The 21,837-nt window shown below is 69.4% G+C and carries 22 protein-coding genes; 11 read left to right on the forward strand and 11 right to left on the reverse strand.

Translation table 11 applies throughout. The features are described from left to right. The first annotated feature begins 234 nt into the window (after window positions 1-234). A complete protein-coding gene (locus KEG57_RS03365) occupies window positions 235-1,512 on the forward strand; it encodes an agmatine deiminase family protein (protein ID WP_272458110.1) in 1,278 nt (425 codons plus the stop codon). Window positions 1,513-1,519: 7 nt separating this feature from the next. Here the strand turns inward: KEG57_RS03365 and KEG57_RS03370 are convergent, their stop codons facing one another. From KEG57_RS03370 to KEG57_RS03385, 4 genes are all read right to left on the reverse strand, one after another. Then, window positions 1,520-2,341 carry a carbohydrate-binding family 9-like protein gene (locus tag KEG57_RS03370; RefSeq protein ID WP_272458111.1) on the reverse strand — a complete coding sequence of 274 codons (822 nt, stop codon included), beginning with the start codon at window positions 2,339-2,341 and terminating at the stop codon, window positions 1,520-1,522. Between the two features lie 13 nt (window positions 2,342-2,354). After that, window positions 2,355-4,010 carry a signal recognition particle protein gene (gene ffh / locus KEG57_RS03375; RefSeq protein ID WP_272418046.1) on the reverse strand — a complete coding sequence of 552 codons (1,656 nt, stop codon included), beginning with the start codon at window positions 4,008-4,010 and terminating at the stop codon, window positions 2,355-2,357. A gap of 82 nt (window positions 4,011-4,092) precedes the next feature. Then, window positions 4,093-4,506, reverse strand: coding sequence for a hypothetical protein (locus KEG57_RS03380; RefSeq protein ID WP_272418045.1), 414 nt, complete (start codon window positions 4,504-4,506; stop codon window positions 4,093-4,095). Then, on the reverse strand, window positions 4,503-5,045 hold the full coding sequence (locus KEG57_RS03385; RefSeq protein ID WP_272418044.1) for a hypothetical protein: 543 nt from the start codon (window positions 5,043-5,045) through the stop codon (window positions 4,503-4,505). Before KEG57_RS03385 ends, KEG57_RS03380 begins: the two co-directional genes overlap by 4 nt. A 139-nt stretch (window positions 5,046-5,184) precedes the next feature. Between KEG57_RS03385 and KEG57_RS03390 the strand changes: the two genes are divergently transcribed. After that, the gene (locus tag KEG57_RS03390) at window positions 5,185-5,901 is read left to right on the forward strand and encodes a hypothetical protein (RefSeq protein ID WP_272418043.1); all 717 of its coding nucleotides are present in this window, start codon (window positions 5,185-5,187) and stop codon (window positions 5,899-5,901) included. Window positions 5,902-6,033: 132 nt separating this feature from the next. Here the strand turns inward: KEG57_RS03390 and KEG57_RS03395 are convergent, their stop codons facing one another. Further along, window positions 6,034-6,909 (reverse strand): alpha/beta fold hydrolase, encoded by an 876-nt coding sequence (locus tag KEG57_RS03395; protein ID WP_272418042.1) that lies wholly within the window; start codon window positions 6,907-6,909, stop codon window positions 6,034-6,036. Window positions 6,910-6,983: 74 nt separating this feature from the next. Between KEG57_RS03395 and KEG57_RS03400 the strand changes: the two genes are divergently transcribed. After that, on the forward strand, window positions 6,984-7,154 hold the full coding sequence (locus KEG57_RS03400) for a hypothetical protein (protein WP_272418041.1): 171 nt from the start codon (window positions 6,984-6,986) through the stop codon (window positions 7,152-7,154). Window positions 7,155-7,566: 412 nt separating this feature from the next. After that, entirely contained in the window at window positions 7,567-8,511 is a 945-nt protein-coding gene (locus KEG57_RS03405) for a hypothetical protein (RefSeq protein WP_272418040.1), read from the forward strand. 79 nt (window positions 8,512-8,590) lie between these two features. Here KEG57_RS03405 and KEG57_RS03410 read toward each other — a convergent pair whose 3' ends face one another. From KEG57_RS03410 to KEG57_RS03425, 4 genes are all read right to left on the reverse strand, one after another. Further along, window positions 8,591-9,766 carry a serine protease gene (locus tag KEG57_RS03410; RefSeq protein WP_272418039.1) on the reverse strand — a complete coding sequence of 392 codons (1,176 nt, stop codon included), beginning with the start codon at window positions 9,764-9,766 and terminating at the stop codon, window positions 8,591-8,593. After that, window positions 9,763-11,376, reverse strand: a complete 1,614-nt coding sequence (locus tag KEG57_RS03415; RefSeq protein WP_272418037.1) for a hypothetical protein — start codon at window positions 11,374-11,376, stop codon at window positions 9,763-9,765. The genes KEG57_RS03410 and KEG57_RS03415 overlap by 4 nt, the downstream gene beginning before the upstream one ends. 207 nt (window positions 11,377-11,583) lie before the next feature. Continuing rightward, a complete protein-coding gene (locus tag KEG57_RS03420; protein ID WP_272458113.1) occupies window positions 11,584-13,542 on the reverse strand; it encodes an NADH-quinone oxidoreductase subunit H in 1,959 nt (652 codons plus the stop codon). Window positions 13,543-13,550: 8 nt separating this feature from the next. Then, window positions 13,551-14,363, reverse strand: coding sequence for an ABC transporter ATP-binding protein (locus KEG57_RS03425; protein ID WP_272418035.1), 813 nt, complete (start codon window positions 14,361-14,363; stop codon window positions 13,551-13,553). Window positions 14,364-14,465: 102 nt separating this feature from the next. Here KEG57_RS03425 and KEG57_RS03430 point away from each other — a divergent pair, with 102 nt between their 5' ends. Genes KEG57_RS03430 through KEG57_RS03440 form a run of 3 tightly spaced genes read left to right on the forward strand, consistent with a single transcriptional unit; the run spans window position 14,466 to window position 16,774 of the window. Next, window positions 14,466-15,176 carry a polyhydroxyalkanoate synthesis regulator DNA-binding domain-containing protein gene (locus KEG57_RS03430; RefSeq protein WP_272418034.1) on the forward strand — a complete coding sequence of 237 codons (711 nt, stop codon included), beginning with the start codon at window positions 14,466-14,468 and terminating at the stop codon, window positions 15,174-15,176. Between the two features lie 30 nt (window positions 15,177-15,206). After that, window positions 15,207-15,911: a sigma-70 family RNA polymerase sigma factor gene (locus tag KEG57_RS03435; protein WP_272418033.1), complete on the forward strand. Its 705-nt coding sequence runs from the start codon at window positions 15,207-15,209 to the stop codon at window positions 15,909-15,911. Next, the gene (locus tag KEG57_RS03440) at window positions 15,908-16,774 is read left to right on the forward strand and encodes an anti-sigma factor family protein (protein ID WP_272418032.1); all 867 of its coding nucleotides are present in this window, start codon (window positions 15,908-15,910) and stop codon (window positions 16,772-16,774) included. The genes KEG57_RS03435 and KEG57_RS03440 overlap by 4 nt, the downstream gene beginning before the upstream one ends. Before the next feature lie 107 nt (window positions 16,775-16,881). Here the strand turns inward: KEG57_RS03440 and ggt are convergent, their stop codons facing one another. Continuing rightward, on the reverse strand, window positions 16,882-18,675 hold the full coding sequence (ggt, locus tag KEG57_RS03445) for a gamma-glutamyltransferase (RefSeq protein WP_272418031.1): 1,794 nt from the start codon (window positions 18,673-18,675) through the stop codon (window positions 16,882-16,884). A gap of 113 nt (window positions 18,676-18,788) precedes the next feature. Here ggt and gshB point away from each other — a divergent pair, with 113 nt between their 5' ends. The 4 genes from gshB to KEG57_RS03465 are packed head-to-tail and all read left to right on the forward strand — an operon-like array spanning window position 18,789 to window position 21,319. After that, window positions 18,789-19,739: a glutathione synthase gene (gene gshB / locus KEG57_RS03450; protein ID WP_272418030.1), complete on the forward strand. Its 951-nt coding sequence runs from the start codon at window positions 18,789-18,791 to the stop codon at window positions 19,737-19,739. A 53-nt stretch (window positions 19,740-19,792) separates the two neighbouring features. Then, window positions 19,793-20,107 carry a hypothetical protein gene (locus KEG57_RS03455; RefSeq protein WP_272418029.1) on the forward strand — a complete coding sequence of 105 codons (315 nt, stop codon included), beginning with the start codon at window positions 19,793-19,795 and terminating at the stop codon, window positions 20,105-20,107. Next, window positions 20,100-20,618: a 2-amino-4-hydroxy-6-hydroxymethyldihydropteridine diphosphokinase gene (folK, locus tag KEG57_RS03460; RefSeq protein ID WP_272418028.1), complete on the forward strand. Its 519-nt coding sequence runs from the start codon at window positions 20,100-20,102 to the stop codon at window positions 20,616-20,618. The genes KEG57_RS03455 and folK overlap by 8 nt, the downstream gene beginning before the upstream one ends. Window positions 20,619-20,674: 56 nt before the next feature. Then, a complete protein-coding gene (locus KEG57_RS03465; protein WP_272418026.1) occupies window positions 20,675-21,319 on the forward strand; it encodes a hypothetical protein in 645 nt (214 codons plus the stop codon). 97 nt (window positions 21,320-21,416) lie between these two features. On the opposite strand, the gene KEG57_RS03470 is transcribed toward KEG57_RS03465, so the two are convergent. Then, the gene (locus KEG57_RS03470; RefSeq protein WP_272418025.1) at window positions 21,417-21,821 is read right to left on the reverse strand and encodes a CBS domain-containing protein; all 405 of its coding nucleotides are present in this window, start codon (window positions 21,819-21,821) and stop codon (window positions 21,417-21,419) included. Window positions 21,822-21,837: the final 16 nt, after the last annotated feature.

The raw sequence follows: 21,837 nt of genomic DNA on the forward strand, positions 1-21,837 counted from the left end.
CAACCGCGCACGCCCCTGCGCGTCCTGCCACGTCCCGCCCGTCGACGTTGCAACCCCACTTCCGGCGCCCCGAGCGCCCCCGCAACGCGTTGCAATGCCACTTCAGCCACCTCGAACGCCCCGGCAAGCCGTCGCCGACGCGTCCGAGCCCTCCCGCGCAGAGGACCGCGGCGTCTCGACGTCGACGGGACGAAGAACCCTTGCTCTGCGATTCGTGATACGAGTCGCGCTTCGATGCGTATTGCCTTCGCCTTCCTCGGCCTCTTTCTCGCCGCGTGCACGAAGGCACCGGAAGCGCCCGTACGGAAGGCCGACGCCCGAGAGGCGTATTCGTTCCCGGCGGAGTTCGAGCCGCACGCGTCGATCTGGGTCGCCTGGCCGACGTACGAAAACAAGGCGGGGCACCCGACGGAGCCCGTCCTGGAGGACATCCTCCGCGCGCTCCACGGCCACGTGTCGGTCGACCTGCTCGCCCAGGACGAGGCGGAGGCGGGCATGATCCGGGAGCGGCTCGCCCGCGACGCCGTGCCGTCGGATCACGTACGAATCCACGCCGTTCCGCACGCAGACATCTGGCTGCGGGACATGGGGCCGATCTTCGTGAAGACGAGCGGCGGCGGGCGCGCGGTCGTCGATTACGCGTTCAATGCCTGGGGATATCCCGGCTTCGATCGTTCGAGCCGGACGGGGTTGATCGAGGATGCCGTCGATCGAAAGGTGGCGGCGCTACGAGGCCTGCCCGTCGTGCGATCGAGCCTGTCGAGCGAAGGCGGCAATCGGGAGTCGAACGGCGCGGGGACGTTGATGCTCACCGAGCAGGTGGAGCGGCAACGAAACCCGGGGCTCTCGCGCGAGCAGATCGAGGCGGAGTTCCGGCGGACGCTCGGCGCAACGCATTTCGTGTGGCTGCCGCAAGGAATCGCGGAGGACGATGCGACCTGGGAAGGGCCGCTCCCGGGCGGCATTTATACGCCGCTCACGCCGGGAGGACACATCGACGAGTATGCGCGGTTCGCCGATGCCCACACGATCCTGCTCGGCGAGGTGACGGAGGCCGAGGCGCAAGAAGACCCGATCCGGGCGATGACGCGCGAGCGGCTCGAAAAGGCGCGCGCGGCGATCGAAGCGGCGGGCGATCAGGACGGGCGTCCTTTCCGGATCGTGCGGGTCCCGATGCCCGAGCCGCTCTACGACACGCTCAGGCCCGGAGACGGCGTCTACGCCTCGATGAAGGGGATGCGATATACGAGCGGCGTGCCTTTTCCGAAGGGCAAGCCGGTGCGGATCATCGTGTCGACGAGTTACCTGAATTTCCTGGTCACGAACGGCGTGGTCCTCGCGCAGGTCTATTTCAAGGAGGGGCGACCGCCGCGCGTGAAAGAAAAGGACGATGCCGCGCTGCGGATCCTCGGCGAGGTGTTTCCGGGGCGGAGAGTCGTCCCGATCGACGCCGAGGCCGTGAACCTCGGCGGCGGCGGCGTTCATTGCATCACGCAGCAGGAACCGCTCTGAGGGCCGCCTACTCGCGCACCCACTTCACCCGGCCGAACCGCGCCGCCTTGTGAAAATTCCCCATCCCGAGGATCGGCGACCAGGCGACGCCGCCGTTGTTCTGCATCGCATACAAATTCATCCGCCAGGTGTCCCCGGGCGCGGGGGGCGACGCTTTCGCTTTTGCGAATGATTTCCAGGGAATCTTCGCCTCGACGGTGTATCCCTCGTCTTTGTCCTTGTCGTCGTCGATCGTGCCGCGCAGAACGACCGCACTTTCGAACCCCGCACTCCATTCCTGGTGCCCGAACGGCCCGGCGTTTCCGCCTCGAGGACGATTGTAATCGTCGAACTGCGAGTCGAAGACGAGGTTCTGCGGATTGATCTGGATCTCGTAATAGTCCTTGTTGTCGCCGTCGCCGTCGGGATCGATCATCAACTCGACGGTGTCGCGCTCCCAGAGGTGCGGATCGGGCGCGTCCGTGGGAAAACCGCCGCGGATCGTGGTGTCTTTGACGTCGAAGCCGACGTAAAGGAACTGGTCGTCCCAGAGGAGCCGCGCGCTGCCCTGCACCGGGATCCGCGGGTTTGGCGCGCCAGACGAAACGTCGACGAACGGACCCGTGTCCGCGGCCTTCGCCCACGCCGGCTCGTCGAGCTTGCCGTCGATCGTGATCGCGTCGCCGGGCGCCAGCGCCTTCACGGCGATCTCCTTGATCACGCGCCGCGGATCCTCGGTCGACGCCCCCTGCGTGTTCGTCCCGCCAACCTGTTTTTCCGGCGGCGCGACCGAATCCCGCGAGCACGCGGCGATGGCAAGCGCGCACGCGACGAAGAGAGCTCGACGCATGCGCGCGTGCCTCCTACTTCCGGCCCTTCTTCCGCGCGTCGCGCTCGCGCTTGCGTTGCGCCTTTTTCGCGTTCTTCTCGGCCTGACTGAGCGTGCGCATCTTCGTCATGCTCGGCCCCTCGGCGCCGCCGCCCGGCATGCCCATGCCCGGCATGCCCATCCCGGGGAAGCCTGGCATGCCCATGCCCGGGAAGCCCGGCATCCCCATGCCCGGCATGCCCATGCCCGGCATGCCCATGCCCGGGAAACCAGGCATGCCGCCGCCGCCGGCCATGGCCTTCTGCATGTTCCGCATCTGGGCCATCTGCTTCAGGCCGGGGATCTTGCCCATCATGCCGAGGTTCTGGCCGAGCCCCGACATCATCTGCTTCATGAACAGGAACTTCTGCACGAGCTCCGCGACGGCCTCGGGGTTCGAGCCCGAGCCCTTCGCGATACGCTCGGCCCGCTTCGGCTCGCGGATGAGCGCGTACGGGTCGCGCTTCTCGAACTTCGTCATCGACTGGATGATCGCCTCGATCCGCACGAGCTCGCGGTCATCGAGGTTCACGTCCTTCGGCAAACCCCCGGGGAACATGCCGCCGAGCGGGAGCTTGTCGACGAGGTCCTTGAGCGACCCCATCTTCTGGATCATGCGGACCTGCTCGAGGAAGTCGTCGAGCGAGAAGTCGCCCTGGAGCAAACGCTCGGCGTCCTTCTCTGCCTTCTTCTGATCGACGACCTGCTCGAAGTCCTGCATGAGGCCGACGACGTCGCCCATGCCGAGGATGCGGCTCGCCATGCCGTCGGCGCGGAACTCCTCGAACTTGTCCGTCGTCTCGCCGATGCCGCTGAAGAGGACGGGCGCGCCCGTGACCTCCTTGATGCTGATCGCCGCGCCGCCGCGCGCGTCACCGTCGAGCTTCGTGAGCACGACGCCGCTGATGCCGAGACGCTCGTGGAAGGAGCGCGCCGTCTTCACCGAGTCCTGGCCGATCATCGCGTCGACCACGAGGAAGATGTTGTCCGGCGCGACGCGCGATTTGATCTCCGCGAGCTCCTGCATGAGCTTCTCGTCGATCGCGAGGCGGCCCGCGGTGTCGTAGATGATGACGTCGCGGCCGAGCTTCTTCGCCTCGGCCTCAGCGGCCGCGCAGATCTCGACGGGCGACTTGCCCGCGATGTTGAAGACCGGGATCTTGATCTGGTTGCCGAGCACCTTGAGCTGCTCGACGGCCGCCGGGCGCTGCATGTCGGCCGCGACGAGCATGGGCTTCTTGCCCTGCTTCGAGATGTACCGAGCGAGCTTGGCACACGTCGTGGTCTTACCGGAGCCCTGGAGACCAACCATCATGAGGCCGGTCGGGCGACCCGACGCCCACACGATGGGCTCGCCCTCGTGCGACATCATGGCCTCGAGCTCGTCGTGGCAGATCTTGACGAAGTGATCACTCGCCGAGACCTGCATCGTCTCGCCCTCGTGCTTGACCTTCGCTTCGAGCGTGCGGCCGACGGCCTTCGCCTTCACGCGGCTCAAGAAGGCCTTCACGACGCCGATCTCGACGTCGGCTTCGAGCAAGCTGAGCCTCACCTCGCGGAGCGCGGGCTCGATATTGGACTCGGTGAGCTCCGTGAGCCCCGCGAGGCGGTTGCGGGCCTGACGAAAACCTCGGGCGAGCGTGTCGAACATACGGGGGCGCTCTTTAGCACGAGGCGCGCGCGTCCCGTACCCCCCAGGGCGCGTTTTCCCTTGCCTGGTTCCGAATACTCCGTCAGCGGCGGCGAAGGCGCAGCTCGGCCGCCGCCTTCTCACAGGCCGGCATGGCCTGCTCGCTGCTTTTCTTGATCTTCTCCTCGGCCGCGGCGAGGTCGGCGAGCAGGGTTGTCGGCACGGGCCCCCCGCCACCGAGCGCGCGCTTGACGCCCTCGGTGCCCTCCTTGCCTTCGAGGAGGAGCCGGTACGCCTCGGCGCAACCGTCCCGGGCGCGCTGGGCCTCGGGGCTTCGGGCCGGCTTCTTTTCGAGCGCCGAAAGGAGGTTCTTCCGCCCGCCGAGGTCCTCCGCGGGCGCGTTGCGGAGCGCCTCGATCGCCGCGAGGAGCGCGCGCTCCTCCTCAGCCTCGGCCGACGTGCAGCCGAGGGCAGAGCCGAGGCCCAACGCGAGGAGGAGCGTGGTTCGGAAGGTCAATCCGCGCCCGCGCGCTTCGGCGCCGGGCCCATCTGGATGCGCTCGCCGATGTAGGAGCCGACCATCGTGAAGAGCACGCCGATCACCGCGAGGATGACGTACATGAAGAGCGGCAGTGTCCGCACGGTCTGCGACTTCATGAGCTGAAAGACCGTGGGGATCGCGACGAGCATCGTGGCGACGACGGGCTCAGCCACCGTCTTTCCAGGCGAGATCATGCCGAGCAGGATGCCCCCGACGAACCACACGGGCACCGCGATCATCATGCCGTAGCGGCCCTCGAAGTCGAAGGCGCTGACGACCATCGGCAAGCCGACGACGATCGCCGCCGTGAGCACGGCCTGCACGAGCAGCGCGATGCCGGCCCAGGCAACGCTGAAGCCGTCAGGGCCGCGCCGCCCTTCGCCTTCGTCGCGGCTCCGGCCGAGCTCCATCGACGCGCCGCACGAGACGCACCGGCCGCTCGGCGGGACGGGCGAGTTCGTCACGCCGCAGGAGGGGCAGGCGACGGAGGAAACCTTCTTCGCGGACGTTGCCACGCGCGTAGGCTAGAAAAGCGAGGCCACGAGGGCAAGAGATCCCCCGCCCGGCCCCGAGGAACCGGACGGGCAGGCGGCGGAAATCCGACGCGAGGCCGAAGGAACCGGGCCCGCCCGGCGATGTCCGTCGGTTATACTCGTGACCGGAAACCGCTACCCGACCCCCACCGCCCTGCTCGTGCCCCGCGATCCGTCGCCCACCCTGACCGCGCCCCGCCCGCCGTCCCTCGACGCCGCGGGGTCGGATCCCGAGCTCGTCGCGCTGCCCGCGCCGCCGAAACGCGAGCGCACGGCGACGGTGGTGCTGATGGGGATCACGGCGCTCGCGGCCGCCTGGATGGCCTTCGTGCTCTCCGGAGAAGCGCGTTACGCGCTCACGCAGGGCCAGCTCGTGGAGGTGCCGGATCTCGCGACGCTCACGCCCAGCGCGGATGTGGAGAACCGCTACGTGCGCACGTCGGGCCTGCTCGGCACGACGGGGGCGATCCGGTACGGACGCGCGGCGGAGGGAGATTCGTTCCGGCTCGCGCCCGTCGCGGGCAACGAGAAGATCTGGGTGGAGATCCGCGTGCCCGAGGGCTTCGAGGGTCCACGCTTCGTGCCGCCGACGAGCTTCGCCGGCCGGCTCGTTCCGTTCCGCAAAGCAGGTCTGCGCCACGCGCGCCTGCCCGAAGCGGTGCACGCGCAGACGAGCAAGGTCGTGCCCGACGACGCATGGGTGCTGATCGACGGGAGCTCGCCGCGCGCGTCGCGATGGGCCGTCGCGCTGGTGGCGCTCTTCCTCGGCTTCGCGGCGTGGAACTTCGCGGGCATCGTGCGCGTGCTCGCGCGCGTACGAGACGGCGAAGCGCGCTAGTCGCGCATCAGAGGGTGCTGCCACAGGCGTCGCGAGCGGCTCGAGGCTAGGGAGGCCGAGCGAGGCGTACACCGTACGTCGAGCGAGGCCGACCGACGCATCGAGCCGCGCAGCAGCCTGTGGAGCACCCTCTCAGGGCGCGCCGAGAAAATCGAGCAGGATCGGGTTCACGATCTCGGGCCGCTCGAGGTGCACGAAGTGGCCCGCGCGCGGGATGGTGTGCACGCGGATGCCCGCGAGGAAATGTCGCTCGATGTCGCGCGTGAGCTCGACGCCGACGCAGCCGTCGTCCTCGCCGTGGATGTGAATCGCAGGGACGGTCGTCTTCTCGAGGAGCAGACGCCGCGCCTCCCCGAAGAGCGCGCTCGGCGTGAAGAACGCGCGGTAGTAGGCGATGACCTCGGTCACGCGCGGGGCGATGCCGGCCTTGATGCGATCGAGGTCCTCGCGGGATGCCGTGTAGCCGGGGGACCAGTCGCGCCAGAGACGATCGATGAGCGCGAAGTCGTTCTTCGCGAGGCCACGCTCGGCGATGCCGCGGAGCTGGAAGTACGCGGTGTACCAGGAGCGGCGGAGCTGCGCGGGAAGCGCGAGCTTCGGGAGCGTGGCGCGGAGGTGCGGCACGGCGATCGTGACGAGGTGGGAGAAGCGCGCGGGCGCGAGCGCGGTCGCCGCATACGCCGCGATGGCGCCCCAGTCGTGACCGACGAGGCGCACGGGCGAGCCGGGCGAGAGTCGATCCGCGAGCGCGACGAGGTCACGGCCGAGTGCTTCGGCGTCGTAACGACGGCTCTTCGGGATGCCGCTCGGCGCGTAGCCGCGCATCGTCGGGCACGCGACGCGGAAGCCTCGCGCGACGAGGGGATCGATCTGGGCGCGGAACGAGCGCGCGTCGTCGGGGAAGCCGTGCGCGCAGAGGACGAGGGGACCGTCGCCGTGCACGGTGCAGGAGAGCTCGACATCGCCGAGGTCGAGCGTCTTCGTCTCGAGCGTCTTCGTCTCAGCCATGCCGCGAGGCTACACGAGGCGCGTGAGAGCCGGCGACCCGCGCGACGTGCGTCCGCGTGCTAGCGTCAGCGGTGATGAAGCTCGAGCTCGGGATTCCGGTCTGGTTGCTCTGCGGCATCCTCGGCGCCTGGATCGCCACGACGAAGGGCCGCGGCGGCTGCTTCTGGTTCCTCACGTGCGCGGTGCTCGGCCCGATTGGCCTCGTCTTCGCGGCTGTCGTTTCGAAGAAGTCGCAGAAGGACTGACGACGGACGCGTACGTCCCGATCGGCTCGTGTCGACGTGTCCGGCGCGTGTGCGCACGCTCGGGTCGTGGGCGAATAGACGGGGGCAAAATCGACGCACGTCCGAACGCGCCGGACGAACGCGCTGCGAACCGCCGCAGACGGCGCCGATCGCCTCGGGGCAGACGTGGCAAAAAAGCGCGGCGATCCGTGGAGAACGAGCGCCACGTGGTCCGCGAATTCCCCGCATGCGCCGCCGCGCGTTCACGCAGGCTGGATGCACGGGGCCGGATCGGCCGACGGCCGCCGCCTTGCATTGCGAGGTGAGCGCGCGCCTCGACGACGAGCACCCGCTGCTGGTCGCAAGGCGTCGTCCCCTGCACGCGGCGCACGCCACGCGCAGGGCACCACGCGAGACAAGGAGAGGTATCTCGATGAAGAAGTCGATCCAACTCCTCATGGCGGCGGCGATCGCCACGAGCGCACCCTTCCTGAGCATCGGCGACGCGTCGGCGGACGGCGGCTACGGCGGCTACGACTACAACCCGCGCTTCGGTCAGGTCGACGCCCGCTTCCTCGACAACGGCGACCTGCGGTTCGGCTTCGAGCAGATGAACATCCGCCGGCAGTTCGCCCGGTACTCGATCAACGCCGACCTCCAGGCGACGTACCGTTGCCAGGATCAGCGCGGAAACTTCGCCGGCGAGCCGATCGTCCTCCGCGATTCGTGGAACGACGCGAAGAGCTTCCAAGCGTCCCGGCAGGGCCGCGTCTACGGCGAGTTTCTCATGCCGCGGGATCGGTTCCGCGGCGCGGGCGCTTGCCGTGGCAGCTACCAACAGCCGGTGCTCATGCGGGTCACGATCGTGAACGTGCGCCTGCTCGACGAGACACACAACCTGCCGTACGCGCGCGAGCGCATCACGTGCGACGCGCGCGGCGCCTACGGCTACGACGACACGCAGTACGGCCCGGGCAAGGGCGACATCCAGTACGGCCCCGGCAAGGGCGACATCCAGTACGGCCCCGGCAAGGGCGACGAGTACTACGGCGACGAGGGCCAGTACGGCGGCGCCGACGATCAGTTCGACATCGGCCCGGGCGACACGCAGTACGGCGGCGACGTGCAGTACGGCCCCGGCAAGGGCGACGTGCAGTACGGCCCCGGCAAGGGCGACGTGCAGTACGGCCCCGGCAAGGGCGACGTGCAGTACGGCCCCGGCAAGGGCGATGTCCAGTACGGCCCTAGCAAGGGCGATGTCCAGTACGGCCCCAGCAAGGGCGACATCCAGTACAGCGGCGGCGACAGCCAGTACGCCCCGAGCAAGGGCGACGTTCAGTACAGCGGCGGCAAGGGCGACATCAACAAGGCCTACTGAGCGTCGCGGTCGTCGACTCCTCCTCCCGATCCCGGGCTTCGGTTCGCCCGGGATCGGTTTTTTCTTTCCGAACCCGTGATCACCACGAGCCGTCGCGGAGCGGCTCGGCGCCGAAGAGCTCGGCAAGCACCTTGCGGTACTGATCGGCGAGCCGCACGAGGTCGTGGAAGACCGCGGCGATGTCGTGCTCGCTCGCGAACGCGGAGACGGGCTCGGAGAAGGAGAGCACGACGACATCCCCCGCGAGCGAGAGGCGACACACGCCCGAGGTCTGATCGTTCGCCGTGAGCAGGAGCCGGTAGAACGGTTCGTGGTTCGCCGAAGGCACACGCACGAGCGGCACGCGCAAGATCACCTGCAAGCCCGCGCTGTCGAGGCGGATCGTCACCTCGGAAGGTGTCGCGTCTCCGCCGAGCGCGCGATGATGAATGCGCCACGATCGCGGCCCGGTGCGTGCCTTGTTCGCGACGATCCCGAGCGCGGTGAGCGCGTCGCGCACCACGCGCTCGGCCCCGGCCGACTCGGTCTCGAACGCATGCGGCAAGAGGATCCCGCACGACTCGCAACGATCGTTGTCCGCGGAGAACGCCTCCGTGCAGCCAGGGCAGCGGTGAATGAGGGTGCGCTCGCCGAGCTCCGACGCAGGCACGTCGAGCGCGCGGAGGTCCCGCGCGAGGAGACCGACGGGCAGGATGCACCGAGCGCGATCGAGCGCATCCCGGCCGATGCGCCGCGCCGTGGTGATCACACCGATCACACGCCCGGCCGCATCGATCACGGGAGAGCCGCCGCGCCCGGCGCGCGCGCCGAGATCCGGATCGAGCGCCGCGAGCTCGCCGCCGCGCCCCTCGGCGCACACCACGGCCATCGCCGTCACGAAGGTATCGCCTGGCGCCGCGATCAGCGTGGTGACGGGCTCGCCGAGCCGCGGCAACGGATCCGCGCGCAAGGGCAGCGGCGCTGCGCCGATCGCTTCGAGTGGGAGCACGAACGCGAGATCCCGTTCCGCGTCCACGGCGACGACGCGACCCGCCGCGCGCCTGCCTTCCTCGGTCGAGAGCACCACCTCGGACTGGAAGCCCACGGTGCGCCAGCTCGTCACGACCACGCCGTTGCCGAGCGCGACCCAGCCCGTGCCGCTCGACGTCCCCGACGTCACCGTCACGACCGATCGCCGCGCGACGCCGAGCACGCTCTCTCCCGGGTTGCCGTGTTGCATGAAATCCGCGAGCGACGAGGCGATACGCGAGCTCATCCGGACGCGATCCTCTTCAGCGCCGTCATCATCAGATCGAGCGCCGCCTGCTTGGGCACGTCGCGATGCGCGTGCGCCACGATGTCCTTCAAGCGTTGCGACGTCTGCTGTGGCAAACGCGTCCGTGTGAGCAACTCCGTCAGCGCGCCGAGCGCGAGGAAGTGGCGGAGCGTCGCGTCCTGCGGCGCGAGCTCGATCTCCTCGACGTACTTCGCCAGGTGCTCACGCGCCTGCGCCGCCGTCGCGAGCGGCTCGACGATGAACGCCCTCTCCTTCGGGAGAAGCGCGCGCGCCGCGACGATCCGCTCCATCGCGAGCAGCGCCGGCTCGGCCATCGGGATCGGCGACGACGGACGCTTGCCGCCGGGCGACGCGCTCGGCCAGATCGCACGCGTCACGCCCGACGCGTTCCGGTAGAGGTACGAGACCGCGTCGGGCACGTGCTCGCCGAACTCGTAGATCGCGCGATACACCGCGGCGCGCACGAGCAGGAGCATCGTCGCGGGCCGCTCCTCGTAGCTCAGCGCCGTCGCGAGCGCCTGCGCCTGATGCAAGAGCTCGCAGAGTTTGTCCGCGGGCGTGAGCGCGCGGCGCGCCGCAGCATCGTCGAGGTCTGGCGAGCCGGGGCGCGTCGCGCCTTCGACCGCGGGCATCCCGGGCACCGTGCGTCGACGCGCGCCGGGCGCGGCGAACGGCATCGGCGTCGTGAGCGACGGGATCGCCCCGAGGCGCGCGGTCTCCGGCGGCGGCTCGCGGTCGGGCCCAGGCGGCGCAGCGAACGCGGACGTCTGCGGAACACCGAGCCGCGCCGTCTGCGGCACGTTCTCGGGAGGCGCGAGCACCGGCGGCACGCCGTCCTCGCCGCGCCACGTATCCGAGAGGCGGAACGGCGCGAGCACCGGCGGCAGCTCCTCCTCCGCGACGGGAGGCCGCGACGCATCGTTCGCGAAGGCCGGCGCGAGGATCGGCGGCAGATCGTCATCCGGCGGCGTCGCGTTGTCCGCGGGCCTGAGCGTCGAGGGCGGCGGCGGCACGACTGATCGTCGCTGCGGCGCCGGCTGCAACGTCGAGAGCGTCCGCTTCCTCCCGAGCGACTCCCATCCACCGCCTCCGCGCGCATCTCCGTGTGCCGCGGTGCGCGCATCAAACGACGCCACGAAGATCTCCGCGTACCGCTCCGACGTCGCCATCATCTCGCGGATCACGTGCCGCACGAGCGGCGGCGACGCGGCGCCGAGCTGCGTGACGAAGCGCAGAAGGAGCAGATCGTCCCGCAGGCACACGCGTGACGTGATCGCCTCCTCGTCGCAGAGCTCGAGCGACAGCCGCATCGCGGGGACGCGCTGGCTGCGCGGCAGGCGCGCCACCGGCGACTCCACGATGAGGTGCATCGACTGCATGTCGAGCGACAGGAACACGCTCGACTCCTTGCCGATGAGCGCCCAGCCCGGCCCCTCGGGCAGGTTCACCGCGCGCGCCGTCAGGTTCGACTCGGCAGAGGCGACGATGCCGAGCGCGCGCGCATACTCGCCACGCCGGAACGCTTCCGTCGCCCTCTCCAGCCCGGAAGGATCGAGCGACGCGTGCCCGCGCGGCACGAACCTCCGCATCGAATCTTCAAGCGCCAGCGGCGCGCGGTATTCCCCGCAGGCGTCGCAGCGTGGCCCGTGGACGGGCCATCCGCACACCGTGCAGAACTCCCGGGCCGTTCGGCTCGCGGCTCCCACCGCGCAGAGGATAAAGCGAACACGGCCCGCCGCGGGCACAATGTGCGTGCGCCGTGATCCGCGCCGCCTTTTCCGGCCCGTTCGCCCCGATCAGATCAGGGGGTTCAGGTGCAGCGGGGTTCGCGTTTCTCGCAGGTCCACCTGGATCCGGCGCACGAAATGGGCGGCGAAGGCGGCCCAGGTCACGAACGTGACCACTCCGCTCACGAGCCCGGCGTTCCGGCCGAAGCTGATCACCGTCGTCGCAAGGGCGCCGAGCAGAACGAACGCCGAGGCCACGATCGCGAGCGGCAAGAACCATCGCAGCGCGATCCGCGACCGCTCCTCCGCGCAGAGCCGCGGCAGCGCCCAGCGCAGCCACACCACCGTCAGCACGAGGCCCCAGCTCTTCAGCAAGAAGAGCAGCGCGCCCACGATCTTCAGCGCGCCCGCGCTCTCCTGCGTCGCGCCTGCCACGCCCGGGAGCTGCCAGCCGCCGAGGAAGATCGCGCTCGCGATCCCGCAGGCCACGAACACGTGCGCCCACTCCCCGAAGTAGAACAGAAGCTGCCGCGCGCCGACCTTTGCGGGTGGCGCGAGCTCCTCCCCGCTCGCTTCCGCCTCCCGCAGCGCGCCCGGCGCACGCCCGTCGGCCGTGATCATCGACGTCACGTACGCGAGGAACAGCACGAACGTCGCCGGGTTCCGGAACACGAACCAGTGCCAGGGCCACCCGCCCGCGTCGAGCGGCGATCCCCCCTGCCCACCTTGCGCCGCCACGATGTCCTCGAGCCGGAGCGACCCCGTGCTCGACACGACGCACACGATCGCCACCACGGCCGGTAGCTCCTGCAGAAGCACCCGCCCTGCGCCGCGCAGACCTCGCAGCACGGACCAGCGCTCCCCCGCGAGCGACCCACCCGTCACGAACCCGAGCCCGAGCAGCGCCACGAGCGCGAGCAGAAACAGCATCCCGACATCGAGGTCCGCGCCCACGAACCTTTGCGAGAACGGCATCACCACGAACGTCGCCGAGATCGCCGCGAACGCGAGCACCGGCGCGAGCTTCGACAGGATCGGATCCGCGTCCGGCGGCGCGATCGCCGAGGCCACCTCGCGATGCACCTCCGCGGCGAGCCGCGCGACCGGCGAGCGCACGAGCGTCTTCTTCCCGCTCCGCTGCCCTGCGAGTCGCGACGCCACGCGCCGCACGAGCCACGCCACGAGCGCGCCGAGCGGCGTCGCGAACACGAGCAGCGTCGCCGCGGACAAACCCAGCACGATCGCCGCGCCGAGCAGGTCCGAAGGCGCGCTCGCGTGGAACCCCTCGATCGAGATCGGGACGATCCGCGGCTCCTCCGCGCCGCGCTGCACGGCCACGAGTGGCGCGCGCTCCTCGCCGCTCGGAATCACGTCGGCCACGCTCGTCACCTTCACGCCCTCGAAGCTCGTGATCACGTCGCCGCCCTCGATCCGCGCCGCGGCTGCGGGGCTGTCCGGACGAACCGCCGCCACCACGAGCCCGTTCGACGTGGGTGCGTCCGGTGAAACCGTGATCCCCAGGAAGTCGAGCGCCCGCTGCCCGTCGCGCTCCCGTGCCAGCGCGATCGCGCGCCGCGGCGCCTTCGGCCGCACGTCGATCGTCACCTCCTTGACCGATCCCGTCACGGGCAGCGCGCCCTCGGCCTTCGTCTCCAGCGTGACCGTCACGTCGCCGTGGAACGTCGTGTGCGCCGACTCATCGCCTTGCCCGCAGAACCGCGCCACGAGCGCCTCGCTCACTGCGGCGCTCACCTTGTCGGTCGAGATCCTCGCCTTGTCGACGACGATCGTTTGCCCTTCGATCGGCGCTTCTCCGGGCCGCTTCAGCGTCCCGCGGAACGTGATCGTCGCCTCGCGCGCCTCTCCGGTCGGCAGGTTCGTCCCGAGCACCTCCAGCCGATCGCCCGACTCGAGCTCGCGCGGCGCCACGTCGACCACCCGCAGGAGATCGGGCGCGCTGTCGTTCACGTTACAGCCGCTCGCCAGGAGACAGGCGAGGGCGAGCGTGATCCTTCCATGACCGGGCATGGCCCGGCTTATCCATCGCGCCGCGGCAAAGGGCCAAGTTGAGGGCGAACCGGCAGGAAATACCGGGCGTGGTCGAGCTCGTTCACCCCCACGAAGAGCTCCACCTCGAACACCTCTTTGAGGCGCCGGTACGTCATCACCTCCTCGATCGACCCGTGCGCCACGAGCCTCCCCGCCTTCAAGAGCGCGATCCGATCCGCGTACTGCGCCGCCGCGTTCAGATCGTGCAGCACCATCAGGCACGCGAGCCCACGCTCCCGCACCTCGCGCCACACGAGCTCCGACAACGCGAGGAAGTGCCGCACATCGAGGTGCGCCGTCGCCTCGTCGAGCAAGAGCACCGGCGCCTCCTGCGCGAGCGCCCGCGCGATCGCGACCCTCTGCTGCTCGCCGCCCGACAGCTCTGACACGCGCCGATCCGCGAGCGTTTCGAGCTCGCACGCGGCGATCGCCCTCTCCACCGCCTCTTCATCGTGCTTCGACGCGCGCATCCATGCGCCCTGGTACGGCGCGCGCCCCATCATCACGATCTCGCGCACCGAAAAGCCCACCACCGGCTCCGACGACTGCGGCACGAGCGCGATCCTCTTCGCGATCTCCCTACGCTCCATGCGCGCGAGGGACTCGCCGAGCACCTGTACCTCGCCACGCTGGGGCGGGAGCGCGCCCGAGATCACCTTCACGAGCGTCGACTTTCCGGCGCCGTTCGGCCCGAGGACCGCGCAAATCTCGCCTTTCCGCACGGAAAGGTCGATGTTCTCGAGCGCCACGCCTCCTGCCGCGTAGCGAACCGAGACCCCGGATAGTTCGATGGCATTCATGGCAACCGCGACATTTCAGGCCCTCGGACGATTCACGCTGTCATCACCTTGCACATATGCGTTACAGGTGGTCCAATTCGATCGCAGCGCGAAGGGGAGATCATGGATACGGTGAAGGAGACCTCGGGGGCCAGTGCGACGCCGCGACGCGTCATCAAGCGGTACTCCAACCGTAAGTTGTACGATACGAAGGACAGCCGCTACGTGACCCTCCAGCAGATCGGGGAGATGGTCCGTGCCGGCGAAGAGGTCCAGATCATCGACAACGCGACCAAGGAGGATAAAACCGAGGTCACGCTGGCGCTCATCATCTCGGAGGACCTCAAGTCCCAGCCGCGCAGCGTGCCTCTCGGGACGCTGCGTGATCTGATCCAGGAGCGCGGCGAGCGCCTGCTCAACACGCTCCGCGAAGGCCCGATCGGTCGGCTCATCCCGGGCGGCGGACAAGAAGACGCCCCCGCGGAAGCGGCGCCGGCCGCCCCCGCGGAGAAACCGCCCACGCAGCCGCCGCCCGCGCCTGTCGCGGCCGCTCCGGCCGAGGCGGACAAACCCGCCGCCGCCCAGGGCGCGAAGGGGCGTTTGTCCGAGATCGTCGAGAGCTCGAAGCAGACCCTCGACCAGTGGCAACACGCCGTGGACGAGCGGATCCGCCACATCCTGCCCGGCGTTGGCCTCTTCCGCGACCTCCAGACCGACGTCCAGCGCCTTTCGCAGCGCGTCGAGGAGCTCGAAGCCCTCGTCCGCAAGCTCGGCGGTGATCCAGGCAACACGTCCGAGACGCCTGCGCAACCTGAGACCTCGGCCGAGGAATAGTCCGAGGGGTGCTCCTGTTGGGAGACCGCGATGGCGTTTTTCTTCAGTAAAAAGCCAGCTTCGGTCGCCCAGGACCTGAGCATCTCCGGCGCTGGGGACGGTACGTCGGGGCTCGACACGTTCGAGGTGGAGCTGCTTGGCCACCTCGACACGCTTTATGCGGTGAGCTGCCGCATGACGCGAAGCACGACCGAGGCCGAGGATCTCGTCCAGGACACGGTCGTGAAGGCCATGCGCGCCCGCGACCAGTTCGAGCCGGGCACGAACCTCAAGGCCTGGCTCCTTCGCATCCTCACGAACACCTTCATCAACCGCTACCGCCGCGGCGGACTCGAGCGCGACATCCTCGAAGGTCCGGACGTCGAGTCGCTGACCGACGGATGGATCGGCGCGACGACGATGCGTGGCATGCGGGATCCCGAGACGGCGGCCCTCGCACCGCTCGTCGAGGCCGAGGTCCAGCGCGCGCTCGACGATCTGCCGCCGGAGTTCCGCGTCGCTGTCGTGCTCTCCGACATCGAAGAGCTCTCCTACAAGGAGATCGCCGAGGCGATGGGCACGCCGATCGGAACGGTGATGTCGCGGCTGCATCGCGGCCGGAAGCTCTTGCAGAAGACGTTGCGCGACCATGCGGTCGCCATGGGCATCGTGAGCGAGGGGTCCTCGAACAAGGCCGACCAGGCTCCGACGGACCTCGCGGCGTACCGGAAGCGGAAGCGGAGTGCTGCGGTATGAATGGGCTCAAGGTGATGACCGACGAGTGCTCGTTGTTCGCGCGTTGCATGTCGGCGTACGTGGACGGAGAACTCGATCCAGGACACGCGGTCGACATGGAGGCGCACGTCCTTCATTGCGGCACGTGCTCCGAGCGCGTCACGTTCCTTCGCGCGATGCGCGCGAGCATGAAGCGCACGGCTGAAAAGCGTGTCCCCGACGCGATGCGCGCGCGCCTCCACGCCGCGATGCTCGCCGAGAAGCGCCGCGTGAAGGACGCCGATCGCGAGGTCCATTCCGCGAAGCTCGTGAGCTGGAAATACGCTGCGACGCTCGCGGCTGCGGCCGGTGTCGCGCTCACGGTGGCGGCCGCGAAGAACCAGAAGGACGTGGCGGTCACGCCGGAGCTCGCGCGAAGCGGCGCGACGACGGAGATGGCTGCGGCTGGCATGGACTCGCTGCTCGACGATCTCGTCGCGCTTCACGCGCATCCCTTGCCGCCCGAGACGACGAACCCCGAGGAGCTCGTCCGTTTTGATCCGCTCGTCGGCGTGCCCGTTCGTCGGCCTGCGTTCCAGCCGTTCGTGGCGAGCTTCAACGGCGCGCGCGTGCACGCGATGCGTGATCAACGCGCCGCGCTCCTGCAATACACCGTCGAGGGCAAACACCGCGTCACGGTGTACGTCTTCGATCCGCGCGCCGTGCCGATGATGCGCGTGACGCGGCTCGAGCCGCGCGTCGTGCGCGAGCGTCCCGTCTACGTGGGCAAACTCCGCGGCTACTCGGTCGCTGCGGTCGAGAAGAGCGGCGTCGGTTACGCGCTCGCGACGGACTTCGACGACGAACGCAGCGCGCAGCTCGTCCTCGCCGCCACGCAGCAATAACCGCTTGGGGGCTACGCTCGGACAAGCCGAGCTACGCCCCCAAACCCCCACGAGGGGTTCGCGGGGACAAACCCGGCAAACCCCTCTTCCTCCCCGACAAACCTTCCCTACTGCACGAGCCCGGCGCCGCCCTTGCGCGGATCGGCGCCGACCAGAAGCGCCCGCGCGCCGTCCGGGCCCTCCGCGATCGACACGGCCTGCACCGCAGAGAAGTTCGGCTTGCTCGTGTCCACGACCTCGCCGCGCTTCTCCAGGTCTTGCAGCACCTCGGTCCCGATCGCCGCGTCGATGAACAGCCCGCCCGTCGGCGGCGTCTCGAAGCGCGGCGCGGCCACGGCCTTGTCCACCGGCATCCCGAACACGAGGTGCGACAGGAGCACCTGCGTCGTCCCCGTCGCGATGCGCGTCCCGCCCGACCCGCCGAGCGCGAGCACGGGCTTTCCATCCTTCAGCACGATCGTCGGCGTCATGCTCGAGGCCGGCCGCGCGCCGCCGCGTGGATAGTTCGGCCCGTTCGACATGCCGAACAGCTTCTCCACGCGCTCGGCCGTGAAGTCCCCGAGCTCGTCGTTCAGCAAGAACCCGGCTTCCGTCGCGAGCTGCGCGCCGAACATGTTGTTCACCGTCGTCGTGATCGACGCGACGTTCCCCTCCGCGTCCACCGTCACGATGTGCGTCGTGCCCGCGTCGTTCACGGGGAAGTTCTCGGCCTTCGTCGTCGACGTCATCGAGATCTTCGCGCGCCGCGCCTTCATCCGCTCGGGGCTCACGATCTTCGCCAGATCCATCTTCACGAATTTCGGATCGCCGAGCAGCCGCACGCGATCCGCCACCGCGCCGCGCATCGTCTCGGCGAGCAGGTGCGTGTACGCGCCCGTGTTGTGCCCGAGCGCCGCGAGATCCGCCTTCGAGTGCATGTGGAGCGTCTCGAGCATCATCACCCCACCCGCCGAGGGCGGCGGCATCGTGACGACCTCGTAGCCTTCCCACTGCGTGCGCAGCGGCTCTCGCTCGAGCACCTTGTACTCCTCGAGATCCTTCTTCGTCATGCGGCACTTGCCGGCGCGCGCCGTCGAAAGGATGTCGGCCGCGATCGACCCTTCGTAAAACGCCTTCTTCCCCTCGGCCGCGATCTTCCGCAGCGTCGCGGCGAGCGCCGGGTTCTTCACCATCTCGCCCACCGGCACGATCGCGCCGGCCTTCGCGAAGAGCCCGTACCGCGGCGTCGAAAGCAGCCACTTCTCGTTCCACTTGAGCGCCCGCACCATGTGCGCGCTCACGGGAAAACCCTTCTCCGCCGCGTCCGCCGCGCCGCGCACGAGATCCGTCATCGCGAGCTTGCCCCAGCGCGCATGCAGCTCCGCGATGCCCGCGACTTCCCCCGGCACGCCCGTCATCACGCCGCGTTTGTCCTCGGGCACCGGCCGCTTCGCGAGCTCCGTCGGCACGAGGTCCTGCGGCGCGGTCTCCCGGAAATCGAGGATCCGGATCTCCTTCGTTTTCGCGTCGTACACCGTCGCGAACCCGCCGCCCCCGATCCCGCTCGACACCGGATGCACCACGCCGATCGCGAAAGCCCCCGCGATCGCCGCGTCGACCGCGCTCCCGCCGCGGGCGAGCACGTCCATCGCGATCGCCGACGCCGTCGCGTTCTCCGTCGCCACGGCGTACTTGTGCTTCGCCTTCGCCGCGGGCGCGGCCGGCGCGGGCGCTTGCGCGGAGCCTTGGGGGATCAGGTTCGCGGCGGGCGCGGCGGGCGTGGGCGCGGGCGGCGGGGCCTTCGCCGTGGCCTCGTCCGGCGAGCGTGCGGCCGGTGCGCTGCAGCCCGAACCGGGCAGGGCGACGAGCAGCGCGAGGGCGGCGGCAAACGATGCCGTCGAGAGGGCACGGAGAGTTCGCATGAAGTAGCTCCTCTGCGCGGGCGCCCCGCGCGTGCGCTAGGATGCCCCGGCCGTGCCGCGGGGATCAACCGTGGCCGGAGAGAGCATTCGATCCCCGACGGGAGAGCCAAACCATGCGCTTCGTGTTCGTGATGGACCCCCTGACCCGCGTGACGCACGACAAGGACACCACCTTCGCGTTCATCCGCGCGGCGCAGGCGCGAGGTCATCAGAGCTTCCACTGCTTGCCGCAGGACCTCTACGTCTCGCAGGGATTTCCGTTTGCCACGGCGCACCGTGTCGAGATCCTCTCCGATCCGCCGTACATCACGCTCCGTCGGGACGAAGGCGCGCAGCGCCTGCCGCTGCACGACGTCGAGGCCGTCTTCATCCGCAAGGACCCGCCCTTCGACCAGGCCTACCTCTACGCGACGCTCATGCTCGAACCCGCGCGCGGCAAAACGCTCATCGTCAACGACCCGCGGGGCCTTCGCGACGCGAACGAAAAACTCTACGCACTCGGCTTCTCCGAGTGGACGCCGAAGACCCTCGTCACGGCCGATCGCGACATGATCCACGACTTCGTCCGCGACGTCGGCGGAAGCGCCGTCATCAAGCCGCTCGACGGCGCCGGCGGCTGGGGCGTCATGATGCTCCGCTCGGACGACAAGAACGCCCGCGCCATCGCCGACATGCTCACCGGCGAAGGACAGCGGCTCGCGATGGTGCAGGAGTTTCTCCCGGCTGTGTCCGAGGGCGACAAACGCATCCTCCTGCTCGACGGCGAACCCCTCGGCGCGATCCTGCGCGTGCCGCGCGGCGACGAGATCCGCTCGAACATCCACGTCGGCGGCCGCGTCGTCCCGACCGACCTCACGCCGCGCGAGCGCGAGCTCGTCCGCTCCGTCGGCGCGCGCCTCAAGGCTGACGGCCTCTACTTCGTTGGCCTCGACGTCATCGGCGAGCACCTCACCGAGGTGAACGTCACGAGCCCGACCGGCATCCAGGAGCTCAGCCGCTTCACCGGCAAGGACCAGGCGGCCAGCGTCATCGAGTGGGCCGAAAAGACCGCCCGCTCGCGTTGATTTCGACCCGCAAAAACTTGGCCCGCGCGGCCCCTCTCGACGAGGGTTCGCGCATGGCCCCGCCCGCCCACGCTTGCGCCGTCTGCGCCGCCGAGGCCTCGGCGACGACCTCGCTCGTCCGCGTTTACGTCGAGGGACGCACACTCCACCTCTGCCGCAACCACGCGGCCACCGTCGTCGCCGCGCGCCCGGAGACGTTCGAAGAGCTCCGCGCGCTCTTCGTCGGCGTCACCGTACGCACGGGCAGCGGCGTCGAACGCAGGTCGCCCATTCCGCGCCGCTGGGGCGAGGATCGACGCGCCTTCCCGCCCCGCCCCGAAGGCCGCCGCGTCGCGAACGGCCGCCGCTCCACCGATCCTCATGACTGAGCCCGCGCCCTACACGACACGCATGCAGCAAGCCCGGCGCATCGCCCTCGCCCTCGGCTCGAACCTCGGCGACCGTGCCGCCACGATCGAGCGCGCCATCGCCGAGCTCGGCGCCACGCCGGGGTTTGTCGTGGTCGACTGCTCGCCGCTCTACGTCACGCCGCCGGCCGGCGGGCCGCCCCAGGGGGATTATTTGAATGGCGCCGTCCTCGTCTCCACGGCTTTGCCGGCGCGTGACGTCCTCGCACGGACGCAGGCGATCGAGCGCGCGCTCGGCCGCGTAAGGCCGGATCCCGTCCGCTGGGGGCCGCGCACGATCGACATCGACATCCTCTGGATCGAGGGTGAATGCATCGACGAGCCCGGCCTCGAAGTCCCGCATCCGCGCCTCGAAGGCCGCGTCTTTGCGCTCCGCCCGCTGCTCGACGTCGCCCCGGACGCGGCGCATCCGCGCACAGGCAAACGTTACGATGAGTTACCTGCGGCGCACCTCCCGATCACGCGCGCATAAGGCACGCGCACGGAAGCGTCCTCGACATAGCCACGCGGACCGGGTATCGTCGCGGCATGCGAATGCTTCGTCTTTCCTTGGTTGGGCTTTTCCTTTTGGGTGCCGCGCAAACCCTCGCGGCGTGTGGCGGCGACGTCACGAATAACGGGCAGGGCGGCTCGGCCGGCAGCGGCGGCGCGGGCGGCAGCGGCGGCGCGGGCGGTAGCGGCGGCGCATCGCCGGGCGACGCCAAGCAGGCTTGCATGGATTTCTGCCACATCGGCGAGGTCAACAACTGCGGCATGGAGATCGACAATTGCAGCGAGTTCTGCGATAAGGTTTTCGCCGACGCCGGCGCCGAATGCGAGGACGAAGTGGGCACGCTCTTCGCGTGTTACATCCCCGCCGCGAAGGACTGTCCGGACGACCCGCCGCCCGAGTGCAACGACGAGGCGGAAGCCGTGGAGGCCTGCCAGGAGGCGAACGGTTGCGTCGACAGCGGATGCTTCGAGAGCGGCGGGCCGGATGGCGCGACGAGCTGCGGCTGCGACACCACCTGCAAGGGCGTTGTTTATTCGACGGTCTGCGATACCCCCGCCGGCGGCGGAATGACGACGTGTACGTGCACGCAGGGCGACATGGTCGTCGGCACCTGCACGAACACCGACGCCCAGGGCTGCGGCGTCGACACGAGCTGCTGCGCGCAATTCTTCAATCTCTAGCAGATTGTCGATAAACTTGCTGCACGCCCTGGATCGTCGGTCGTCGTCCTCCCTAGCTCCAGGGCGCTCGCGGCGTTTCTCGACAACCTGCTGACCGTCAGCCCACTTCGGGCTCGGGCGGCATCACTTTTTCCACGAAATACCTGAGCACGTCGAGCGGGGTGATGATCCCGACGAGCCGTCCGCTCCGCACCACCGGCAAATGGTGAATCTGGCCCGTGCGGAGAATGGTCATCACCTCGTCCGTCGTGGCGAACTCGTCCACGACGATCGGCGGGTGGCTCATCACGTCGCGCGCCGCGGCTCCGGGCGTCTGCCCTTGCAAGAGCGTCGCCATCAGATCCGTCTCGCTCACGAATCCGACCACGCGCTCGTGCTCGTCGACGACCGGGACGCCGCCGATCCGCGCGTCCACGAGCAGCCGTGCGATCTCCTCGAGCGGCGTCCCGAGCGAGACGGCGTCGGCGTGATGCGTCATGATGTGGCGCGCGTGTCCCTTCATGGCCGGGGGAAGAATG

It is taken from the genome of Polyangium jinanense (genome assembly GCF_028435365.1).